At 43.3% G+C, this 20907-nt stretch carries 18 protein-coding genes and 2 riboswitches; of the genes, 5 read left to right on the forward strand and 13 right to left on the reverse strand.

The window, feature by feature from the left end; genetic code table 11:
• Positions 1 to 27: 27 nt before the first annotated feature.
• Positions 28 to 113, reverse strand: a riboswitch (cyclic di-GMP riboswitch).
• Positions 114 to 256: 143 nt separating this feature from the next.
• Positions 257 to 835, reverse strand: a complete 579-nt coding sequence (locus C8R34_RS11705) for a DUF2780 domain-containing protein (RefSeq protein ID WP_110340892.1) — start codon at positions 833 to 835, stop codon at positions 257 to 259.
• Between the two features lie 200 nt (positions 836 to 1035).
• On the opposite strand from C8R34_RS11705, the gene C8R34_RS16510 reads away from it, so the two are divergent.
• The 5 genes from C8R34_RS16510 to C8R34_RS11730 all read left to right on the forward strand — a co-directional run bounded on the left by C8R34_RS16510 (position 1036) and on the right by C8R34_RS11730 (position 6883).
• Positions 1036 to 1212, forward strand: coding sequence for a hypothetical protein (locus tag C8R34_RS16510; protein ID WP_165872563.1), 177 nt, complete (start codon positions 1036 to 1038; stop codon positions 1210 to 1212).
• 150 nt (positions 1213 to 1362) lie between these two features.
• On the forward strand, positions 1363 to 2475 hold the full coding sequence (gene corA / locus C8R34_RS11710; protein ID WP_110340894.1) for a magnesium/cobalt transporter CorA: 1113 nt from the start codon (positions 1363 to 1365) through the stop codon (positions 2473 to 2475).
• 268 nt (positions 2476 to 2743) lie between these two features.
• Positions 2744 to 5623 carry an ATP-binding protein gene (locus C8R34_RS11720; RefSeq protein ID WP_258364477.1) on the forward strand — a complete coding sequence of 960 codons (2880 nt, stop codon included), beginning with the start codon at positions 2744 to 2746 and terminating at the stop codon, positions 5621 to 5623.
• Between the two features lies 1 nt (position 5624).
• Complete coding sequence (locus C8R34_RS11725; protein ID WP_110340898.1) at positions 5625 to 6284, forward strand: response regulator transcription factor; 660 nt, start codon at positions 5625 to 5627, stop codon at positions 6282 to 6284.
• Positions 6285 to 6418: 134 nt separating this feature from the next.
• The gene (locus C8R34_RS11730) at positions 6419 to 6883 is read left to right on the forward strand and encodes a hypothetical protein (protein WP_110340900.1); all 465 of its coding nucleotides are present in this window, start codon (positions 6419 to 6421) and stop codon (positions 6881 to 6883) included.
• 165 nt (positions 6884 to 7048) lie between these two features.
• On the opposite strand, the gene rng is transcribed toward C8R34_RS11730, so the two are convergent.
• From rng to metK, 12 genes are all read right to left on the reverse strand, one after another.
• Positions 7049 to 8503: a ribonuclease G gene (gene rng, locus C8R34_RS11735; protein ID WP_110340902.1), complete on the reverse strand. Its 1455-nt coding sequence runs from the start codon at positions 8501 to 8503 to the stop codon at positions 7049 to 7051.
• A 158-nt stretch (positions 8504 to 8661) separates the two neighbouring features.
• Positions 8662 to 9285 (reverse strand): nucleoside triphosphate pyrophosphatase, encoded by a 624-nt coding sequence (locus C8R34_RS11740; RefSeq protein ID WP_110340937.1) that lies wholly within the window; start codon positions 9283 to 9285, stop codon positions 8662 to 8664.
• A gap of 84 nt (positions 9286 to 9369) precedes the next feature.
• Positions 9370 to 9840: a 23S rRNA (pseudouridine(1915)-N(3))-methyltransferase RlmH gene (gene rlmH, locus C8R34_RS11745; RefSeq protein WP_110340905.1), complete on the reverse strand. Its 471-nt coding sequence runs from the start codon at positions 9838 to 9840 to the stop codon at positions 9370 to 9372.
• A 63-nt stretch (positions 9841 to 9903) separates the two neighbouring features.
• On the reverse strand, positions 9904 to 10224 hold the full coding sequence (rsfS, locus tag C8R34_RS11750) for a ribosome silencing factor (protein ID WP_110340907.1): 321 nt from the start codon (positions 10222 to 10224) through the stop codon (positions 9904 to 9906).
• Positions 10221 to 10898 (reverse strand): nicotinate-nucleotide adenylyltransferase, encoded by a 678-nt coding sequence (gene nadD / locus C8R34_RS11755; protein WP_110340909.1) that lies wholly within the window; start codon positions 10896 to 10898, stop codon positions 10221 to 10223. The genes rsfS and nadD overlap by 4 nt, the downstream gene beginning before the upstream one ends.
• A gap of 30 nt (positions 10899 to 10928) precedes the next feature.
• Entirely contained in the window at positions 10929 to 12236 is a 1308-nt protein-coding gene (gene aceF, locus C8R34_RS11760; protein ID WP_110340911.1) for a dihydrolipoyllysine-residue acetyltransferase, read from the reverse strand.
• 25 nt (positions 12237 to 12261) lie between these two features.
• Positions 12262 to 14922, reverse strand: a complete 2661-nt coding sequence (gene aceE, locus C8R34_RS11765) for a pyruvate dehydrogenase (acetyl-transferring), homodimeric type (RefSeq protein WP_110340913.1) — start codon at positions 14920 to 14922, stop codon at positions 12262 to 12264.
• 40 nt (positions 14923 to 14962) lie between these two features.
• Positions 14963 to 15820 carry a bifunctional methylenetetrahydrofolate dehydrogenase/methenyltetrahydrofolate cyclohydrolase FolD gene (gene folD, locus C8R34_RS11770; protein ID WP_110340915.1) on the reverse strand — a complete coding sequence of 286 codons (858 nt, stop codon included), beginning with the start codon at positions 15818 to 15820 and terminating at the stop codon, positions 14963 to 14965.
• 84 nt (positions 15821 to 15904) lie between these two features.
• A complete protein-coding gene (locus tag C8R34_RS11775) occupies positions 15905 to 16594 on the reverse strand; it encodes a hypothetical protein (RefSeq protein WP_110340917.1) in 690 nt (229 codons plus the stop codon).
• 178 nt (positions 16595 to 16772) lie between these two features.
• Positions 16773 to 17633 (reverse strand): methylenetetrahydrofolate reductase [NAD(P)H], encoded by an 861-nt coding sequence (gene metF / locus C8R34_RS11780; RefSeq protein WP_110340919.1) that lies wholly within the window; start codon positions 17631 to 17633, stop codon positions 16773 to 16775.
• A gap of 127 nt (positions 17634 to 17760) precedes the next feature.
• Complete coding sequence (gene ahcY, locus C8R34_RS11785) at positions 17761 to 19194, reverse strand: adenosylhomocysteinase (RefSeq protein ID WP_110340921.1); 1434 nt, start codon at positions 19192 to 19194, stop codon at positions 17761 to 17763.
• 16 nt (positions 19195 to 19210) lie between these two features.
• A riboswitch (S-adenosyl-L-homocysteine riboswitch) is annotated at positions 19211 to 19288 on the reverse strand.
• A 49-nt stretch (positions 19289 to 19337) separates the two neighbouring features.
• Positions 19338 to 20501, reverse strand: a complete 1164-nt coding sequence (gene metK, locus C8R34_RS11790; RefSeq protein ID WP_110340923.1) for a methionine adenosyltransferase — start codon at positions 20499 to 20501, stop codon at positions 19338 to 19340.
• Positions 20502 to 20907: the final 406 nt, after the last annotated feature.

Genomic DNA, 20907 nt, shown 5'->3' on the forward strand with positions numbered 1-20907 from the left:
AAGCTGATTCTTCTGAGAAAATCGGTACGATGCAACCCGGCCACCCTTCCTCTTTATGGTTAGGGCCCTCGGCTTTGCGTCCGGAAGTCTCCTTCCATTTGCCTTTAAATCGCTTTTATGTGTACTACAATACTTGGGTTCTTATAATAATCTCTCCGTAATTTCTCCGGTTTAATTCCTCTCTCTGAAACGTAATTGGTTAAAAACCAGCAGTTGAGAGACGCATTCAATACCTCACCGATTGCGGCGAAGCGCTCTATTTTGCTGTTAGGGCCGACTGAAAAAGATCGGCTGTTACTTGTCCGCTCGTTTTGCCCACATAATTTGTTACAACGGGAATAAATTGACCCACCATATCAGGGGAAAGATTCAATTGCTGGAATGATGCTGCAAGAGCAGCCACGCTACTCACTGCGCTTCCGGAACTTCCCGTCAAGGAAGATAAACCGCCGACCCCTGACATAGCAGGCGCGGCATTGAGCATGCTATCCATTCCTGGAATAGATTTAGATAATGTAGCAAATGCCTGTGGATTCATATTGCCTTGAGCCGCTTGAAAGATCGCTCCAGCGCCGCCCAATGCTTGTTGTGGTGATACCCCTAGCCGATGAACCAAAATATCAACCAACCCGATTTGGTTGATTCCTGCCGGATTACTAGCAGCCGCTGTACCGGCATTAAGTATTTGCTGGCCACTTTGCGCTGCACCTTCTACCGTTGACAGACCTTGGCCTACTGTGCTTAAAGGATTGTTAGGATTGCTATTTGCCGCACAACCTGCAATCGATATCAGTGCTATTAAAGCACCCAGTTGAATATAATTGGTTTTGTTCATAATAATTCCTTGTAAAAATGAAGAGCGATTAAACACTCACTATAAATAATGTTTCAACGAGTAGCAATGCCGATAATAAACGCTTAGTACCATATAATACATTCGTTGTCATTAATTCTTCATATCTCTGTCATCATATTTTCATATAAATCAATTAAGCTTTTTCACATTATTAATTATTTGTATTAAAGGAGAAAGTTATGTATTGCTTGATTAAAGAATGGCCGAATAAAATGGCAACCCTAATGACGGAAGACGGCGTAGTGCTCTGGACATTCAATAATGTGGAAGAAGCTCGTCAAGTATGGCAAGATTGGTGCTCATTGCAAAAAAACAGAATTTCAAACCAAGTCGAATATCTCGGCAAATCTGAATAACTTAAAACAACATACTCCCACTCTTCCTTTCAGAGAATCTGGCAACACTTGCCACCCTCCTGATCATTAGTGATCAGTCATCTTATTTCCCCAACTTTAAGTAAAATCCTTAGAATAAGCAACTTGGCGATCAACACCAGGTAAGCACATATGAATTCTACTTTACTATCAGAACGTCACGCACAGCGACAATCCGATAAAACAGTTTTAAGCAGCTCAGCTGATAAATCCGGACTGCCACCGGGAACACTCATACATATTGGCGAAAAGCATGGATCGGAATGTAAAATTTCTATTACACAATATAATGCGGATACACTGATACGGCACGACATCGTTTCGATCACAGAATTGAAACAACTAAAACGTACAGAGGTCATCACCTGGGTAAATGTGGATGGGTTAAGTGATATTCGTATCGTGGAAAGTATCGGTCAGGAATTGAATATTCACCCGTTGGTATTAGAAGATATCTTAAGTACGCACCAACGCCCCAAGTTGGAGGAATACGAAGATTACCTTTATATAGTTATCAAAGGTATCAGTCTTGATCAGGAAAAAATTTTTAGCCTGCAGTACGAACAAATCAGTATCTTGTTGCTGGCTAATTATGTAGTTACCTTTAAAGAAAAATCTGATGATACGTTTGATTCTATTTACAATCGCTTGCAGAACCGAAATGGCAGGTTACGGCAGCTTGGCAGCGACTATCTAGCGTATGTCATTCTCGACACGATTGTTGATGAGTATTTTGTTGTAGAAGACAATCTGGACGAAATCATCGATCCTCTGGAAGACAATATATTATTCAACTCCAATAAAGCAATGCTGCAAACCGTACAGCAAATTCGACGTGGTTTAATTTCCATGAAACGCAATATTTCTCCATTACGCGAATTGCTGGTAACCATCCAGCGCACGGATACTCCGCTGCTGCAAGAGAAAACATTGCGATATTACGGCGATGTATATGATCACGTACTGCGCGTTACCGATTCCCTTGAATCTTATCGGGAAAGAATTTCTGCCATGCATGATATCTATCTTTCCAGCATTAGTAACAAGTTGAATGAAACCATGAAAGTTTTGACCATTTTTGCATCAATTTTCATACCACTGACTTTTATCGCCGGTATTTATGGCATGAATTTTGAATATATGCCGGAATTAAAATGGCGCTGGGCTTATCCTACAATTTGGGTGATTTTTATTATGATCGGCGTGGGCTTACTCATTTTCTTTAAAAGAAAAAAATGGATTTAAGCTGTTTATTCATAATAAGATTGCACGATTACAGTTAAATGAAACATGCAATCTCTGGAGTTGTCTGACTAGTTGTGTTTATAATCCAACAGGCTGTTAAGAGCGTTTTCGAGGTAATCGATAGCAGGCAAAAACAGGCGAGGAAGCGCAATTTAGGTGTAATCAATGAGTATTTTGATGCCTTTTTTAGCACCGTAGCAGCAACACAGATAATTTTTCAACGATTTGCTGGGCGACACAAAATCAGAACCTAACTAAGGAGAGTGGTTTGCTTTTAACACGTGACGATCGCAAGATTAGTATTATTGGTGGCCTGCTCTTGTTAGGATTGACCCTAACGACAGGTATCGCGGTTTATAGTGCGATGCGACAGCAAATTGAATCTGTACTGGGTCGAGGACTGGATGTCGCTTTACAAGGCAAGGCGCTGCACATTGAGAATCAAATTGAAAAGGGGATAGCGGATACTCGCGCGTTGGCGCTGCGCCCCTTTATCATTAAATCGATGCAGGAACTCAATGCGCAACCAGACAACAATAATGCTCTGCACGATCTTGAACGCAACGTTAACTCGTTAACGCAAGCAGGTTTCTCGGCAGCAGTTGTTTATGACATACGTGGTAATGCGCTGTCGCAAGTCGGTCAGTTTTCTGAAAAACAATCACAATCATTGCCGCTCAATAAATATCACAATACATCTTTAGTATGGGATGGGCAGTTTATTCTGCGCACAAATAAAGAAGTACTTGATGCGGATATGCGCCGTATCGGCAGTATTATGACGGAAATCACACTACCCCAACTGACGCGCAGATTCAGTGAAATAAGATCAATCGGTGAAACCGGAGAATTTATATTGTGTTCACCGCCGGTACAAGATAAGCAGGAAATGGCCTGCTTAATAAGTCAGATTGATGGCGTGAAATTCAAGCATTTAAGACGCATGACAGAAGGCGTTGTGCTGCCAATCAGCTATGCGCTGGATGGAAAAAGCGGCGTTGTCGCCGTAAAAGACTATCGTCAAATACCGGTAATCGAAGCTTACGCACCACTACGCACGATCGGTCTTGGTATGACCTTAAAATTGGATGAGGAAGAATTATTCCAGCCAGTCAACGAAGAACTGAAAATTATCATTCTGTACCTGGCCGGATTGATCATTGCTGAGATATTGCTATTGAATTGGTTTGTCCGCAAACTAATCAAATCAGAAAAAGAGGCACGCGATGCCAAGGAAACAGCTGAGCAATTCTCCATTGAACTTAGCCATAAAGAAATTGAACTACGCGAACGCCTGAAGGAAATTACCTGTCTCTACGAAATTCGCCATAGTATTGGATTGGGGCTATCAGTAGACGATGTCTGCCAACAAATTCTTGAGCACCTAATCCCTGCCATGCAGTACCCGGAACATGCTTCCGCGATAATCGAACTTGACGGAAGACGCATCACTTCCCTCAACCAAAATCAGAGCTTAGCGCATGAGTTGTACTCAGAGATCAAGGTTAGTGGCAAGACATGTGGCCGATTAAGCGTTTTCTATCCCGAAGATAAGCCATTCCTAGTTGTGGAAGTACAAAGACTGATTGATGCCATTACGAATGATTTGGCAAGATGGCTTGAGCGTAAGCAAGTCGATGAATTACTGCACGTGCGGCTGAAGGAAATCACTTGCCTCTATGAAATTCGTCGTGGCATGGGATTGGAATTATCCATCGAAAACATTTCTCGACATATTTTTGAGCATCTGATACCGGCCATGCAATTCCCGGAAATTGCTACCGCTATCATCGAATTCAACGGCAAACGCTTTACTTCCAAACAAAACCAAGGTCATATCAACAAAACACAACCAGGCATTACCACCGAAGACGATAAAGTATGTTATGAGTGCTACAAAAAAAGCGACGCCATCGGTTTTGTATTGCAATCAAAAATCAAGGTTGATGATAAGGTGTGCGGTCACTTGAGTGTGTTCTATCCTGAAGATAAACCATTTCTTGTATTGGAAGAACAAAGACTGATTGATGCCATTGCGGATGATCTGGCAAGATGGCTCGAGCGCAAACAGGTCGACGAATTATTGCGTGAGCGCTTGAAAGAAATTACCTGCTTGTATGAAATACGGCGTGGAATCGGAGTAGAGTCATCCATTGATAATGTGTGCCAGAATGTTTTTGAGCACTTAATATCCGCCGTGCAATTCCCTGAGATTGCTACTGCCGTCATCGAATTGAATGGCTGGCGATTCATGTCCGGAAAATATGGTCAAGGTTTTGCACATCAATTGCCATCAAAAAATAAAATTGTTCCCAGGATACGCGATCACCGACGTGCTGATCGAGACCCTGCATGTACCTGCTGGTCTGCGATTAACGTCAACGGCAAGATCTGTGGCCAGTTACGGATATTTTATCCAAACGATAAACCATTTCTGGTGCTGGAAGAACAAAAGCTCGTCAACGCCATCGCAAGTGACCTGGAGAGTTGGCTTGAACGCAAGCGCCTAGAACAGGCACTGGTATTTGTGGCTGAAGAACAGGCACATACAATCGGACAGGAATTGCATGATAATCTTGGGCAACAGATAGCGGCAATCGGTTATCAGGCCAGAGCGCTGGAAAAGAAAATTTTTTCTGAAGGCAATGGAAGCATGGCGACTGAGGCTGCTTCCATTGCTACGCAAGCACAGATTGCCGTGATACAGATCAAACAGCTTGCGCAAGGATTATTGCCGTTTGAATTGGAAGCTAATGGCTTGATACCCGCATTGCAGACTTTCGCAACCAGAATAGCAACAACTTACAGTATTATTTGCAACTTCTCATGTAAAGATGACATGGTTATTAATGATAATGATCTCGCGCTTAACTTATATCGAATCGCCCAAGAAGCTGCCAATAATGCAATACGTCACGGTAAAGCACAACATCTGAACATATCGTTGACTGCCGAAGAAGGCATATTGTGTCTATCGATTTGCGATGATGGCAGCGGTTTTGTTGGAATTGATGCCAGTCATAAGACAATTTCAGGAATGGGCGTTAAGATCATGCAATACCGTGCGAAGCAATTGGGTGCAAAGCTGGAATTTTTATCGCGCACCGAAGGTGGTACGGAGGTTCGTTTAGAAATGCGAATGATCTAATATGTCAAATGTAAAAGCGAAAGTAATGCTAGTGGATGATCATGCCATGCTACGTCACGGTATGGCGATGCTCATCAATATGGAACCCGATATGGAAGTGCTTGCTGAAGCTGGAGACGGAAATGAGGCGCTGGCAATACTCAAGAAAAAGGAGCCTGTCGATATTGTGTTATTGGATGTCACCCTTAAAACAGTATCTGGCTTCGAAGTGATCAAAAGCATACACGCACTAATTCCAACGCTCCCCGTACTTTTCATTTCCATGCATGATGAATCCGTTTATGCAGAGCGCGCCCTGCGTGCAGGGGCACGCGGTTATGTGATGAAACAAGAACCTGGTGAAATACTGCTAGCTGCTATTCGTGAAGTATTAAAGGGCAATGTTTTTTTAAGTAAGCACATGCATGAAATACTATTGAAACGAATTGCAACAGGAGGAACAGCAGAGCCGGAGCAATTGATCAATACACTCACGCCAAGTGAATTTGAAGTACTACATTTGATTGGACAAGGACATAGTAGCCAGGAAATTGCCAAATTGCTTTGTCGCAGTATTAAGACGATCGAAACGCATCGTTTCAACATTCGAGTTAAATTGAACTTGAAGGATGGTGCTGATTTAATACGCTACGCCACACGTTGGACCGCTGAAGAACATTAAAACATCAAGCAACCCATTAATAGATTATCGATTAATGGTTTCCCTTAGTAAAAAACCAGAGTTTCCCTAATATACCGGTAGAGTTGACTAAGCTAGTATATGCATACGACGTTCTACTTGGAGTTATTACTATCATGAACACAAAACTGGGAAAATATTTATTAGTATCACCAATACTTTTTCTAATAGTTGCCTGTGCAGGATTGAGTCCATTGGAAACACAGAATGCAGGTAATAAGATTATTACACAAAATGCCAGGACGTATAGTGACCATGATAATTTGGCAAATCACTATGATAACCTAGCTAAAGAAATGGCAGCCAAAGCTGAGGAAAAGAAAGAGTCATTAGAAGAATATCATAATCATAGCTATCACTATGGTCGGCAAGGTCAAGATTTTAAATCACACACTACAGCCAATATTCGTTACTACGAAGAAGCTGCAAAAGAAGCTTCAAAGCAAGCGACTTTCCATCATAAAGTAGCAGCAGAATTGCTGAAACGTGAATATGCCAACAAACCGGTAGATTCACTCGGTCAACCAAGCAATCAAAAAATTAAAGCAAAGTTAAACTCAGATTCTAATAACGCTTATTAGAATTGGTTTTAGTAATTATCAATTAATAAAAAAAGACGAAAAAGCTCATCGCTTAAACCGGATTTTGTTTGCCGGAATAGTTATTGCAGTTAGGTAACTATGGCATTAAACGAAATCCGGTTTTTCTTTTTTTAACGTAATTCAATCATTATACTGCTTCTCCAATTACATCAATATGACATCGTATTGTTCTTGAGTATATGATTCCTCAACCTGCAAGCTGATCGGTTTTGCTATAAAATCACCTAGTTGGGCCAAACTCTGGGATTCTTCATCAAGAAACAAATCAATTACCTGCTGTGATGCGAGAATACGAAACTCATTCGCTTCAAACTGCCGAGACTCTCTCAGCAATTCACGCAAGATCTCATAACAAACTGTTTGTGCGGTTCTAATTTCTCCTCGCCCTTGACAGGTTGGACAAGGCTCACACAGTACATGCGCCAAGCTTTCCCTGGTTCGCTTACGTGTCATCTCAACCAGTCCAAGTGTGCTGAATCCATTGACAGTAATGCGTGTACGATCTTTCTGCAGAGCTTTATTAAATTCCATTAATACCGCGTTTTTATGCTCTTCGGAATCCATATCGATGAAATCAATAATGATAATTCCACCCAGATTACGTAAACGCAGTTGCCTGGCAATTACCTGGGCTGCTTCCAGATTTGTTTTAAAAATGGTATCGTCAAAATTGCGTACACCAATGAATCCACCTGTGTTCACATCCATCGTGGTAAGCGCTTCCGTTTGATCGATGATCAAATATCCGCCTGATTTTAAATTGACACGTTTAGCCAAAGATTTTTCAATTTCTTCTTCAACGCCATACAAATCAAATAACGGGCGATCTCCGGTATATAGAGTAATGCGCTCAGCAATATCCGTCATATAATTTTGTGCAAATTTGACGAGCTTCTGAAAATTCTCACGGGAATCTATCAGCACACGAGTCGTATCTTCATCGACAAAATCCCGTAATACCCGGTGGCCGAGATCCAGGTCCTGATAGAGCAATACAGGCGCTGCAATCGTTGCAGATCCTTGTTGGATGTCATGCCATAGCTTATGCAGATACTCAAGATCAGCACGTAAATCACTTTCGTCTGCCGTTTCGGCCATTGTCCGGATAATGTAGCCGCCCTTCTCCTCCAAAGGTAAAATTTGCTGTAATCGTTCACGCAACAATTCACGGTCAGTATCATCTTCAATGCGTTGAGAAATACCAATGCGGGATTCCTGTGGCAGATAAACCAACAAGCGCCCCGCCAGACTTATTTGGGTTGATAGTCGCGCCCCTTTGGTACCTATTGCGTCCTTAATCACCTGAACCAGAATGCTATTGCCCTCATGTAATAATTTCTCAATCGGTTTGGTAGTATCACTATATTGATTCGGATTCCAGATATCCGCAACATGTAAGAACGCAGCTCGATCCAGGCCAATATCTACAAATGCTGATTGCATACCCGGCAAAACTCGGCTGACACGCCCATTGTAAATATTTCCGACGATACCATGGCCGATCATTCGCTCAATATGCAGCTCTTGTGTTATGCCTTGTTCTAATATTGCAATTCTGGTTTCTTGCGGCGTGATATTGACAAGAATTTCGTTGTTCATAGCGCTAAAAATTCTCTTAAAAACTTATTATTCTTGATTTAGAAGTTTGTCAGGCTAGCAGCAAAATGGCTTGAAACTTGACTATTAACTGCAGCAATTGGAAACAAAATGAACGCATAAATTAAATTGCTATTAAATTTCAGAACCATGGGTACTAGTTATCGTGGAAATAGCTCTATACCGATTTCTTCTAGCAATTGTGCCGTCTCGTACAGAGGCAGTCCCATTACGCCACTGTAGCTGCCTGATATTTTTACAATAAATGCTGCCGCCATACCTTGAATAGCATAGGCGCCGGCTTTATCTAAGCAATTATTCTGCGTGAGGTATTTGCGGATTTCTCGTTCATTGATTTCACGAAATTGTACCATCGACGTCGATAACCTTACTTGTACCTTATCTTTGACCCCAACACCAATGGCAGTCAGGACTTGGTGTGATCTCCCCGATAAAGTCCTTAACATGTCTTCTGCTTGCATGATATCTTTAGGCTTACCTAAAATACAGCCATCGAGCGTTACAATGGTGTCAGCGACCAATACCGGTAATAGTGGAAATTTACGCTGCAATATTCGCTTCCAGCTTTCATTTGCTTTGGATTGAACAATACGATAAATATAATCCGTCGGCGTTTCATCAATCAGTGGCTGCTCATCAATATCAATCGGGCGACCTAGTGTTTCGCGCATCAATAAAAGATTAAATTTCACACCGATTTGTCTGAGCAATTCACGCCTTCTAGGGCTTCTTGAAGCAAGATATATTTGGTTATCAGAAAGCATCATGGCGTAAAAAAATTCCAAAAACGAATAGGCATTATTATCTTGTTGAGAGTGCCTTAAAATCGCATGAATAATGAAGTTGATTCACGTTCGATGATAAGGATGTCCTTTAATAATCGAGACAGCGCGATAAAGTTGCTCCGCCAAAAGTACCCGAACAAGACCATGCGGCAAAGTCAGTTTGGATAATGCAAGCATTTCACCGGCTGCACGTTTGATTTCATCATGTAACCCATCTGCACTGCCAATAATAAATGCAACCGCATCGCCATCCATCGTCCATTGCTTTATGACATGAGCGAATTTTACTGTTGTCCATTGTTGGCCATTTTCATCAAGAACCACAACCTGGCAATCCGCTGGTAATGCTGCACGGATCCGCTGATATTCCGCAAATAACAATTGCTCGGTTACTTTGCCATTCAAGCGCTTCTCAGGTTTGATTTCAATCAAATTTACGGTTATTTCTCGTGGCAATCGTTTGGTATATTCTAAATAACCCGTCCTGATCCAATCCGGCATCTTATTGCCAACTGCGAGTATAAAAAATTTCATAATAAAGGATAGCTAAAAATATCTTACATCTCGCCTGCTGTTCTGAATAGTTACTATTGATTTTTATCTAGACCATAGCGCTTTTAGATTATAGTATTCACGTGCATTCGGTAGCATGATATGCACAATTACATCGCCCAGATCCACGAGAAGCCATTCTCCTGTCTGCTCTCCTTCCACGCTGTACACTTTTCCCCCAGCAGCTTTGACTTTTACTTGCACATTATTCGCCAGTGATTTTGTCTGGCGCGTAGAATCTGCACTGGCAAGGATGATGCTTCCAAACATCGAAGTTATCTTTGAAACATCGATGACATCGATATCGTAGGCTTTGATTTCCTCCAGTGCGTCAATAGTGACAGTTACTAGCTCTTCAGAATTCATGGTTTTCCGGCGTATAAGCAATTGGATTTAATATATTCAGAGACATCGTCAGGAAGCAGATAACGTATACTTTTTCCGGTATTTATCAATGATCGTATGTGCGACGCAGATATTTCCAGCAGCGATGTCCGTGCAGTATAGATAAAACCACAGGATTGTAACCCCAAATCACTGACATTCATGACGCCACGGGAAATAAATTCTTTTCTGATCTCAGTTGGCAGGTTTTGATCTTCGTTGATAGCAGTGTATCCAGGGCGGGCGACTATAATTAAATGGCATAAACTGAACAATTCCCGCCATTCAGCCCATTGATGTATCTTAACGAATGCATCTACTCCCAATATAAAACAGAGTGCTGAATTATCACCTAATTCACATTTGTATTCACGCAATGAATGCACCGTGGTACTAACACCGGGACGATTCACTTCACGCTCATCAAGCGAGAACAATCTGTTATCTTGAATTGCCAAACGTACCATGGCAGCACGGTGATTTCTTGATGCGGCAGGAACGGCACGCAAGCGAGGCGCACCTGATGGAACAAAAACGATCCGTTTCAAACCGACAACATCAAGCAACTCCTCAGCGATACGTAGATGGCCATAATGAATGGGGTCGAATGTCCCGCCATAAATACCAATCAGAGGAAGCTTATCGATAGCTTCCATCTTGGTAAGTATACCTATCAGCGGTATCCATCATAATAAAGCTAGGCGCATATCCGTTAAAACCTCTGATAAATGTGTCGTAAAACGCGCAGCAGTTGCGCCATCAATGACTCGATGATCATAAGAAAGCGACAAAGGAAGCATTAAGCGTGGAACGAACTGATTGTCGCGATAAACGGCCTTAGTGTTTGCTCTTGAAATCCCCAGAATGGCAACTTCAGGGGCATTAATAATCGGCGTAAATGCCGTGCCGCCAATCCCACCCAAGCTGGAAATGGTAAAGCTTGCGCCTTGCATATCGGTTGGTTTTAACTTACCTTCGCGCGCCAGTGAAGATAGCCTGGTTAATTCTTCAGCGATGGCAGTGATTCCTTTTTGATCAACATCTTTAATCACCGGAACGACTAATCCACTGGTGGTATCCACAGCAAATCCGATATGATAATAGCGTTTGATGATCAGGTTGGCTTCGTCGCCAGAATTATTATCGAGTGACGCGTTGAATTCCGGAAATTTTTTCAAAGGCGCGATTAACGCCTTCATCAGAAATGCCAGTAATGTCAGTTTTACTTTGCTTTCTTTGTCATTGGATTCTTTTCGTAGCGTCTCTAAATCAGTAATGTCTGCTTCATCAAATTGAGTCACATGCGGAATCATCACCCAATTTCGGTGCAAATTGGCACCTGAAATTTGTTTAATACGCGTCAAAGGTTTCAGCTCAATCGCACCGAATTTGGCAAAATTAACTTGTGGCCAAGGCAGTAAATTAAGTGCTGAGCCGGTGCCATCGCTGCGAGACTTTGATAATTCGTTTTTTACATAGGCTTGTACATCTTCTTTGAGAATACGGTGTTTAGGTCCGCTACCCGTGATCAAATCAAGATTCACGCCCAGTTCCCGTGCAAAACGGCGAATAGACGGGCTGGCATATGCTTTAGAAAGCACATCGCCTGTCGTGGCAACATTGTTCGTTAAATTCTGTGTCTGCTGAGGCTGGGTAGCAACCTGCTTAACTTCTTCTTCTGCTTGAGGTGCAGCATCTTTTTGAACAATTGTTTTTTCAGAGGCTTGAACAGGCGGTTCTGTTTGAGCACTATCTGAAACCTCGATAGTCAATATTGCCGTGCCCTCTGATATTTTATCGCCCGCTTTGACAAATAATTCTTTGATCAAGCCAGGATATGGGGAGGGAATTTCTATGGTTGCCTTATCAGATTCCAGCGTAACCAATGAATCCTCAGCTTTAACAACATCGCCCGCTTTTACCAGTATTTCGATCACTGGAATATCTTTGAAGTCACCAATATCTGGAACGAATACTTTTTTTAACTCAGTCACATGCTTTCCTCATATTGCCTCGACCTTAGCTGATTGCCGGATTAGGCTTCTCCGGATCGATGCCATATTTATGTATGGCTCGGTCAACCAGTTGACTTGAAATTTTTCCATCTTCAGATAGCGCTTTGAGTGCTGCAACGGTAATATAAAATCGATCGACTTCAAAGAAATGACGCAATTTCTCGCGCGTATCAGAACGCCCAAAGCCATCCGTTCCCAAAACACGATATTTTCCAGGAACAAACTCACGAATCTGATCGGCATAGATTTTCATATAGTCAGTCGCGGCTATCACAGGTCCTTCGCGTCCTTTCAAGCAATTTTCTACGTGCGACACTTTTGCCGTTTGAGTTGGATGCAACATGTTCCAGCGCGCCGCACTCAATGCTTCCCGCCTTAATTCATTAAAGCTGGTCACACCCCAAATATCTGAATTCACGTGATATTCTTTTTTGAGTATCGCGGCAGCGGCAATCACTTCGCGCAAAATGGTACCGGCACCCAGCAATTGCACGCAAGGTTTATTGCGATTCTTTTTCCCTTCGCTGAATAAATACATACCTTTCAGGATATCTTTTTCGGCACCCGATGGCATCTCAGGGTGCGGGTAATTTTCATTCATTACCGTAATATAATAGTAGACATCCTCTTGTTCCTGATACATGCGTCGCAAACCATCTTGGACAATAACAGCCAACTCATACCCAAATGCAGGATCATATGATACGCAATTGGGAATTGTTGAAGCCACGATATGACTATGTCCATCCTCGTGTTGTAGCCCTTCGCCATTCAATGTCGTGCGCCCTGCCGTTCCACCCAGCAAAAAACCTCGACAGCGCATATCACCAGCCGCCCAGGCTAAATCACCGATACGCTGAAAACCGAACATGGAATAAAATATAAAAAACGGAATCATCTGAATACCATGCGTGCTATAAGATGTCGCCGCTGCGATCCAGGATGACATGGCACCCGCTTCATTGATACCTTCCTGCAGAATCTGTCCGTGTTTGTCTTCCTTATAATACATCAGCTGATCGGCATCCTGCGGTGTATACAGCTGCCCTACCGATGACCAGATACCCAGTTGTCGGAACATGCCTTCCATGCCAAACGTACGCGACTCATCGGCGACAATCGGGACGACATGCTTACCGATCTGCTTATCTTTAACCAGAATATTCAGAATGCGCACAAAAGCCATGGTTGTCGACGATTCACGCCCTTCTCCGCCGGCTTTCAGCAACGATTCAAAAGCTGACAACGGTGGTATCTGTAATGCCTGCGCACTGGTCTTGCGATGATGAAAAGCGCCGCCTAGTGCATTACGCCGCTCTTGCATATACGTAAATTCCGGCGAATCCGCAGCGAGCGTGAGATAGGGTATTTCATCGATCTTGTCATCCGGGATATCCAGACCAAACCGATTTCGGAAGGCCTTTAGTGAAGTCGTTCCCATTTTTTTCTGCTGGTGCGTAATATTTTGTGCTTCACCAGCCTCACCCATCCCATAGCCCTTGATGGTTTTAGCCAGTATTACTGTCGGTTGGCCGGTATGTTTAACCGCAGCCGCATAGGCCGCATAGACCTTATAAGGATCATGCCCGCCTCGATTTAACCGCCAGATATCGTCATCCGACATGTTGGCGACCATTTCCAGTAGCTCAGGATATTTGCCAAAAAAGTGCTCGCGCACATATGCACCGTCTCTGGCTTTAAAGTTCTGATACTCGCCATCAACGCATTCCATCATGCGTTTTTGTAATAACCCTCTGGTATCTTTAGCCAACAATGGATCCCAGTAAGAACCCCAGATTACCTTGATAACATTCCAGCCTGCGCCACGAAAAGCGCCTTCCAATTCCTGAATAATTTTGCCATTTCCCCGCACTGGACCATCCAGACGCTGCAGGTTGCAATTAACGACAAAAATCAAATTATCGAGGCTCTCGCGCGATGCCAATGGAATTGCGCCGAGTGACTCAGGCTCATCCATTTCACCGTCACCCATAAAAGCCCAGACTTTACGTCCATCTGTATTGACCAGTCCTCGACTACCCAGATACTTCATGAATCGGGCCTGATAAATAGCCATCAGCGGTCCAAGTCCCATTGAAACGGTTGGAAACTGCCAGAAAGTGGGCATCAACCAGGGATGCGGGTAAGAAGATAAGCCGTTGCCGCCGGCTTCTTGGCGGAAGTTATCCAGTTGTTCTTGACTTAACTCTCCGGAAAGAAATGCATACGCATACGCCCCCGGCGAAGAATGTCCTTGTATATAAACCAAATCCCCACCGTGCGTTTCGCATGGGGCATGCCAGAAATGGTTGTAACCGATGTCATACAGCGTTGCAGCAGATGCAAAACTGGCAATATGACCGCCAACATTGGTATCTCTATTGGCACGCAACACCATCGCCATAGCGTTCCAGCGAACATAGGAGCGAATACGATGCTCTATCGCGTTATTACCTGGCGAGCGTTCTTCTTTTCCTGTTGGAATGGTGTTGATATAGGCCGTGGTGGCACTATAAGGCAGATAAGCACCGGAACGGCGTGCTTTTTCAATCAATTTCTCCAATAAAAAATGAGCACGTTCCGCGCCACCAGTACTGATGACTGAATCTAATGCTTCCAGCCATTCTTGTGTTTCCTGTGGATCTATATCAGGTTGCAGTTCCATATTCAGGCATACTCTTAAAAATTAACTTTGCTTGCCTACTTCAGCCGCCAGACTGCGCACGTTCAGCAGCCAGAATCGTATTACACAGCAACATGGTAATCGTCATCGGACCGACACCGCCCGGAACCGGCGTAATATAACCAGCGATATCTTTGACTGACTGGTAATCGACATCACCGCAAAGCTTACCATCATTTAATCGATTAATACCCACATCAATCACCACGGCACCGGGTTTTACCATGTCAGCCGTGATCATGCGTGGTTTTCCGGTCGCCACCACCAAAATATCAGCATTTTTTGTAAATTGCAGTAAATCACGTGTTTTTGAAGTACAAATAGTGACGGTAGCACCCTGCTCCAGTAACATGAATGCCATCGGTTTACCCACAATATTGCTACGTCCCACCACTACGGCATGTTGACCTGCTATGGGAATATGATTTCTTTCCAGCATGACCATCACACCATACGGCGTGCACGGTGAGAATATAGTATTCCCGGTAACCAATGCACCCACATTGTAAAGATGAAAACCATCGACATCCTTACTCACCGCAATGGAAGTGATGACGCGATTATTTTCAAAATGAGAGGGTAGCGGCAACTGAACCAGAATACCGTGGATGTGCGAATTCTCATTGAGCGCTTGAATACAATCCAACACTTCATTTTGCTGTGCATTTGCCGGAAAAGCATGCACCTCTGAGTAAATGCCGATTTCATTGCAAGCTTTAACCTTATTCCTGACATAAATACCCGATGCAGCATTGTCTCCAACAATGATTACCGCCAGTCCCGGCTGAGTACCTAACTGAATCAATTTATCAGCACGGGCTTTCCACTCAGCGCGCACCAATTCAGCTATTTTCTTACCATCAATAATGTGGGCGCCCATTATCACGCGAAACCAATCGGGTTAATTAATCTGAATGTGATGCGGCAGATAGTATCGATCATATGATATAAACACCTATCAGCATTAGCTGATTTGTTTTGCTTTCTTAATTTTTGTGCGATACATGAAAATACCAATCAAGAATACCGGTACCACAAAAAGTGCCGCCGCAATAAGGCCAGCGGCCAAAGTTGCAACCGTACTGTTTCCCGGCATGAATAAAGTCACGAACCAAATCACTGCAAAAGCTATGAGCAAACCACCGTATAACATGATTTTTCTACCACGATCATACAATCGCCAGAAGGCACCGGAAACTTGCATATCATCGATGTAATGGTCAAATACTTCTGCCAAGCTGCTATCATTGGGTGCAGATTCATAACCAATCACTACAGCCAATGCATCATGATCATCTTCAAGTTTGGACATTTTTCTTAAAAACTCGACGCGCTTGACTGCTTTTTGTTTTTGCATGCCATCTTGCAGCAGCATCGCTTGCAATGCCGTGAATGCCAATTCGCGCGCATCATCCGCGTTTCCCAAGTCTTGAGCAAATTTCCACATTACGCCCAATAAATAAAGCTGAATGGTCATGCTTTTAAATTCAGGTGCAAAATCATAATTTTTGCTTTCGATAAATGCCAGTTGTGCGGCTTGAACTTCCCTGGCATGTGCAATGCAAGCATCCATAGTTGAAATATCCGAAGTGGTTACCTCCGAAGCTGGTGCCTCTGCAATTGATTTGTCTGAATCAGTTTTTTTCTCTTCCATTTCGAAACCTCGTGCTTTTCACTTTAATCAAAGTATTGACGCGCATTATATACTGGCTAAGGGGATCAGGAAAAAGATCATGCCGGTTTCATGACTGATGTCCCACAAACCCATATTGCATTAGCTTGCGATTATGTGGTTTTATTTGATCCGTATCACAACAAATAGGAAGCGCGGGCTAATCGGCATTTCCTTTTAGATTCAATCGCTGCCATATCATTGATGTCAAATTGGCTGAATTCAATGTATAAAAATGTAATCCCGGTGCGCCCGCTTGCAATAAGCGTTCGCAAAGATCGGTGACAATATCCAATCCAAAAGCTTGTATCGAAGCGCTATCATCGCCATACCCCTCGAATTTTTTACGAATCCAGCGCGGAATCTCAGCGCCACAGGTATCTGAAAACCTGACCAATTGTGAGAATTTATTAATTGGCATGATTCCAGGAACAATCGGAATATTCAACCCAGCCGATTCACACGATTCTACAAAATGATAATACGCATCAACATTATAGAAATATTGGGTAATTGCCGAATTGGCGCCGGTTTCAATTTTACGCTTAAAATTCTCAAAATCCACTTGTGCAGAGCGTGCTTGCGGGTGGTATTCCGGGTACGCCGCCACATCGATATGGAATGCGGAGCCAAATTCCTGCCGGATAAAAGCGACGAGTTCACTGGCGTAACGAAACTCCCCGGCTTGTGCCATACCTGATGGCAAATCACCGCGTAATGCGACAATGTGCCGAATACCTGCTTCATAATATTTCTCCAGAATGACGCGAATATTCTGTTGCGTTGATCCAATACAAGACAAATGCGGCGCAACAACATGCCCTTCTGCTTGAATCTCCAAAGCAGTTTCAAGTGTTCGTTCGCGCGTAGAACCGCCTGCACCAAAGGTTACAGAAAAAAACTTCGGATTATACTGAGCCAGTTGTTGTCGTGTTAATCTTAGCTTTTCAACACCTTGCGGAGTTTGGGGTGGAAAAAGCTCAAAACTGAATGTAGGAGAGAATTTTTTTTGTGATTCCATCACTTTGCAAGTCTATCAATATAGAGCTATCACAATCGATACCAATAGTAATCTTTGGCCTTGATCAAGCCTTCTTAATGGGAAAGTCATGTAAATTCTATCCCATTAAGACCGCAGGAGCGAATGATTAATACCGGTACATCTCTGGTTTATAGGGACCGTTCTTGCTGAGTCCCAGATATTTTGCCTGCTCATCTGTCAGCTCAGTCAGTTTTACCCCCAGCTTACCAATATGCAGTCGCGCCACTTTCTCATCCAGATGTTTTGGCAGCACATACACATTCTTTTGATAATTCTCCCCGTTCTGCCATAACTCCATCTGCGCCAATACTTGATTAGTAAATGAGCTGGACATCACAAAAGAAGGATGTCCTGTTGCACACCCCAGATTCACCAATCTACCTTGCGCTAATACAATAATGCGTCGCCCCGTTGGAAATATGACATGATCCACTTGCGGCTTGATGTTTTCCCACTGATATTTCTGCACAGATGCAATATCAATTTCAGAATCGAAATGCCCAATATTGCAAATAATCGCTTGATCCTTCATTTTCAACATGTGATCATGCGTGATCACGCGCAAATTGCCGGTTGCAGTCACAAAAATATCTGCCTGATTACATGCATCATCCATGGTCACGACACGATACCCTTCCATCGCTGCTTGCAACGCACAGATAGGATCGATTTCGGTAATCCAGACGGTTGCACCTAAACCGCGCAAAGACTGCGCACAACCTTTACCGACGTCACCATATCCGCACACCACGGCGATCTTTCCGGCAATCATGACATCGGTTGCGCGCTTGATGCCATCGACAAGCGATTCTCTACATCCATAGAGATTATCAAACTTTGATTTGGTTACAGAATCATTCACGTTAAATGCTGGAAATGGAAGCTCGCCGGTTTTATGCATTTCATATAACCGATGAACCCCCGTGGTGGTCTCTTCTGTGACACCGCGTATTCTGGCAAGATTTTTTGAATACCAATCAGGCTGTGCGGCTAATTTATTTTTGATGGATGCAAATAATGCTGTTTCTTCTTCGTTGGCAGGATTAGCAATAACCGACTGATCTTTCTCAGCTTTGGTGCCTAGAATCAGCAGCAAAGTCGCATCACCGCCATCATCCAAAATCATATTGGCACCGCTCGGTTGCCCGGCAGCCGTCCACTCAAAGATCTGATGGGCGTACTCCCAGTAATCTTCCAGGGACTCACCTTTGTAGGCAAATACTGGAATATGCTTGGCTGCGATGGCTGCAGCTGCATGGTCCTGAGTGGAAAAAATATTACATGAAGCCCAGCGAACTTCCGCACCTAGTGCAACTAATGTCTCGATCAGCACGGCAGTTTGAATCGTCATATGCAAAGAACCGGCAATGCGTGCACCAGCCAATGGTTTTTGGCTTCCATATTCCTTGCGCAACGCCATCAAACCCGGCATTTCTGTTTCGGCGATCGCTATTTCTTTACGCCCCCATTCTGCCAATGAAATATCAGCAATCTTATAGTCAGTAAAGCGGCTCCCATCCGAGTTGAGCACAGCGTTCATAGTCTTCTCCTCAAAATATGAACGAGCGCCGTTGTAACAATATCCTCCTATGCTGAGCCTCACGGAAAAAACCGCTGCAGCGCTCCTCAGTACAGGGGGGAATCAATTAAGGTGTACTAATACCAACAAATGCTACTAAGAATTTATATACCGGCATCGGTACGCAATTGAGCAGCTTTATCGATAGCTTCCCAGGTAAATTCCGGCAGCTCACGTCCGAAATGCCCATAGGCCGCGGTCTTAGCGTAAATAGGACGCAATAAATTAAGCGCATGAATGATACCCCGAGGACGCAGATCAAAATGCCTTTCAATTAATTGAACAATCTTTTCGTCAGCAATCTTACCGGTACCGAATGTATTGACCATCAATGAAACAGGCCGCGCAACACCAATCGCATAGGCCACCTGTACCTCACATTTACTGGCAATTCCAGCAGCGACAATATTCTTTGCAACATAACGTCCCGCATAAGTTGCCGATCGATCCACCTTGGAGGGGTCTTTACCAGAAAAAGCGCCGCCACCATGGTGTGCTGCACCGCCATAACTATCAACAATAATTTTACGACCAGTCAAACCACAATCACCCATCGGCCCACCCACTACGAAACGTCCGGTTGGATTAACCAGATAGTTAATACGATCGCTGATCATCTCAGCAGGTAGTACCGGCTTAATAATTTCTTCAATAACCGCTTCGGTTAGTGTTTGATGTGAAATATCAGGATCATGCTGCGTTGAAATCACAACGGTTTCAATACGCTGTGGCTTACCATTTTGGTATCGAACCGAGACTTGTGATTTTGCGTCCGGACGCAGCCAAGTCAGTCGCCCATTTTTCCTCAATTCCGCCTGGCGTTCAACTAAGCGATGTGCATAAAAAATTGGCATTGGCATCAATTGCGGCGTTTCGTCGCAAGCAAATCCAAACATCAGCCCTTGATCTCCCGCCCCTTGTTCCATTTCCTCTTCTTTAGTACGATCAACACCTTGAGCAATATCCGGTGACTGCTTATTAAAAGCCGTTAAAACCGCACAGGTGGTCGAATCAAAACCAATATTAGAGCTGGTATAACCAATGTTCTTGACTGTTTCACGCGCAATAATGTTGTAGTCAACGGAAGCATGGGTTGTTATTTCACCTGATAATACAATCAAACCCGTGCTGCATAATGTCTCGCAAGCAACTCGAGCGTTGGCGTCCTGGCTCAGAATTGCATCTAGAACTGCATCAGAAATTTGATCAGCGACCTTATCAGGATGTCCTTCGGAAACGGATTCAGAAGTAAAAAGATATTCACTCATATCAACTCAATTAAAATTGTGGAAATCCTTCAAGTATACCCGATTGTATTTTTTATAATAGGGTTTGGTTAATTACAACTCTTACTGCACTTAGGTTTGCCATAATAATTATCTTCGTAAAATTCTACAATCGGAATCACACTATAAGCTTCAAGAAGTACTCAACTTAAGTCATTCGTAGTCAAGCACACTGCACACTGTTTTGCTCGATATCAAACAACATTATTCTTACTCTATATGTAGTAGCTATTTTGTGATCGAGTTCTTGACAAGGATTTACGATTTATTTGCAATAGTTATCAACTGCTTATTTGTAAAAATAGCGACAAGATATGTAATTATTGCTGTAGAGAGGTTTTTTCATTTGGAAAAAGTGTTGTTTAAAATAATTTTATGAGAACATGTT

The sequence above is a fragment of the Nitrosomonas sp. Nm84 genome (genome assembly GCF_003201565.1).
Taxonomy (GTDB): domain Bacteria; phylum Pseudomonadota; class Gammaproteobacteria; order Burkholderiales; family Nitrosomonadaceae; genus Nitrosomonas.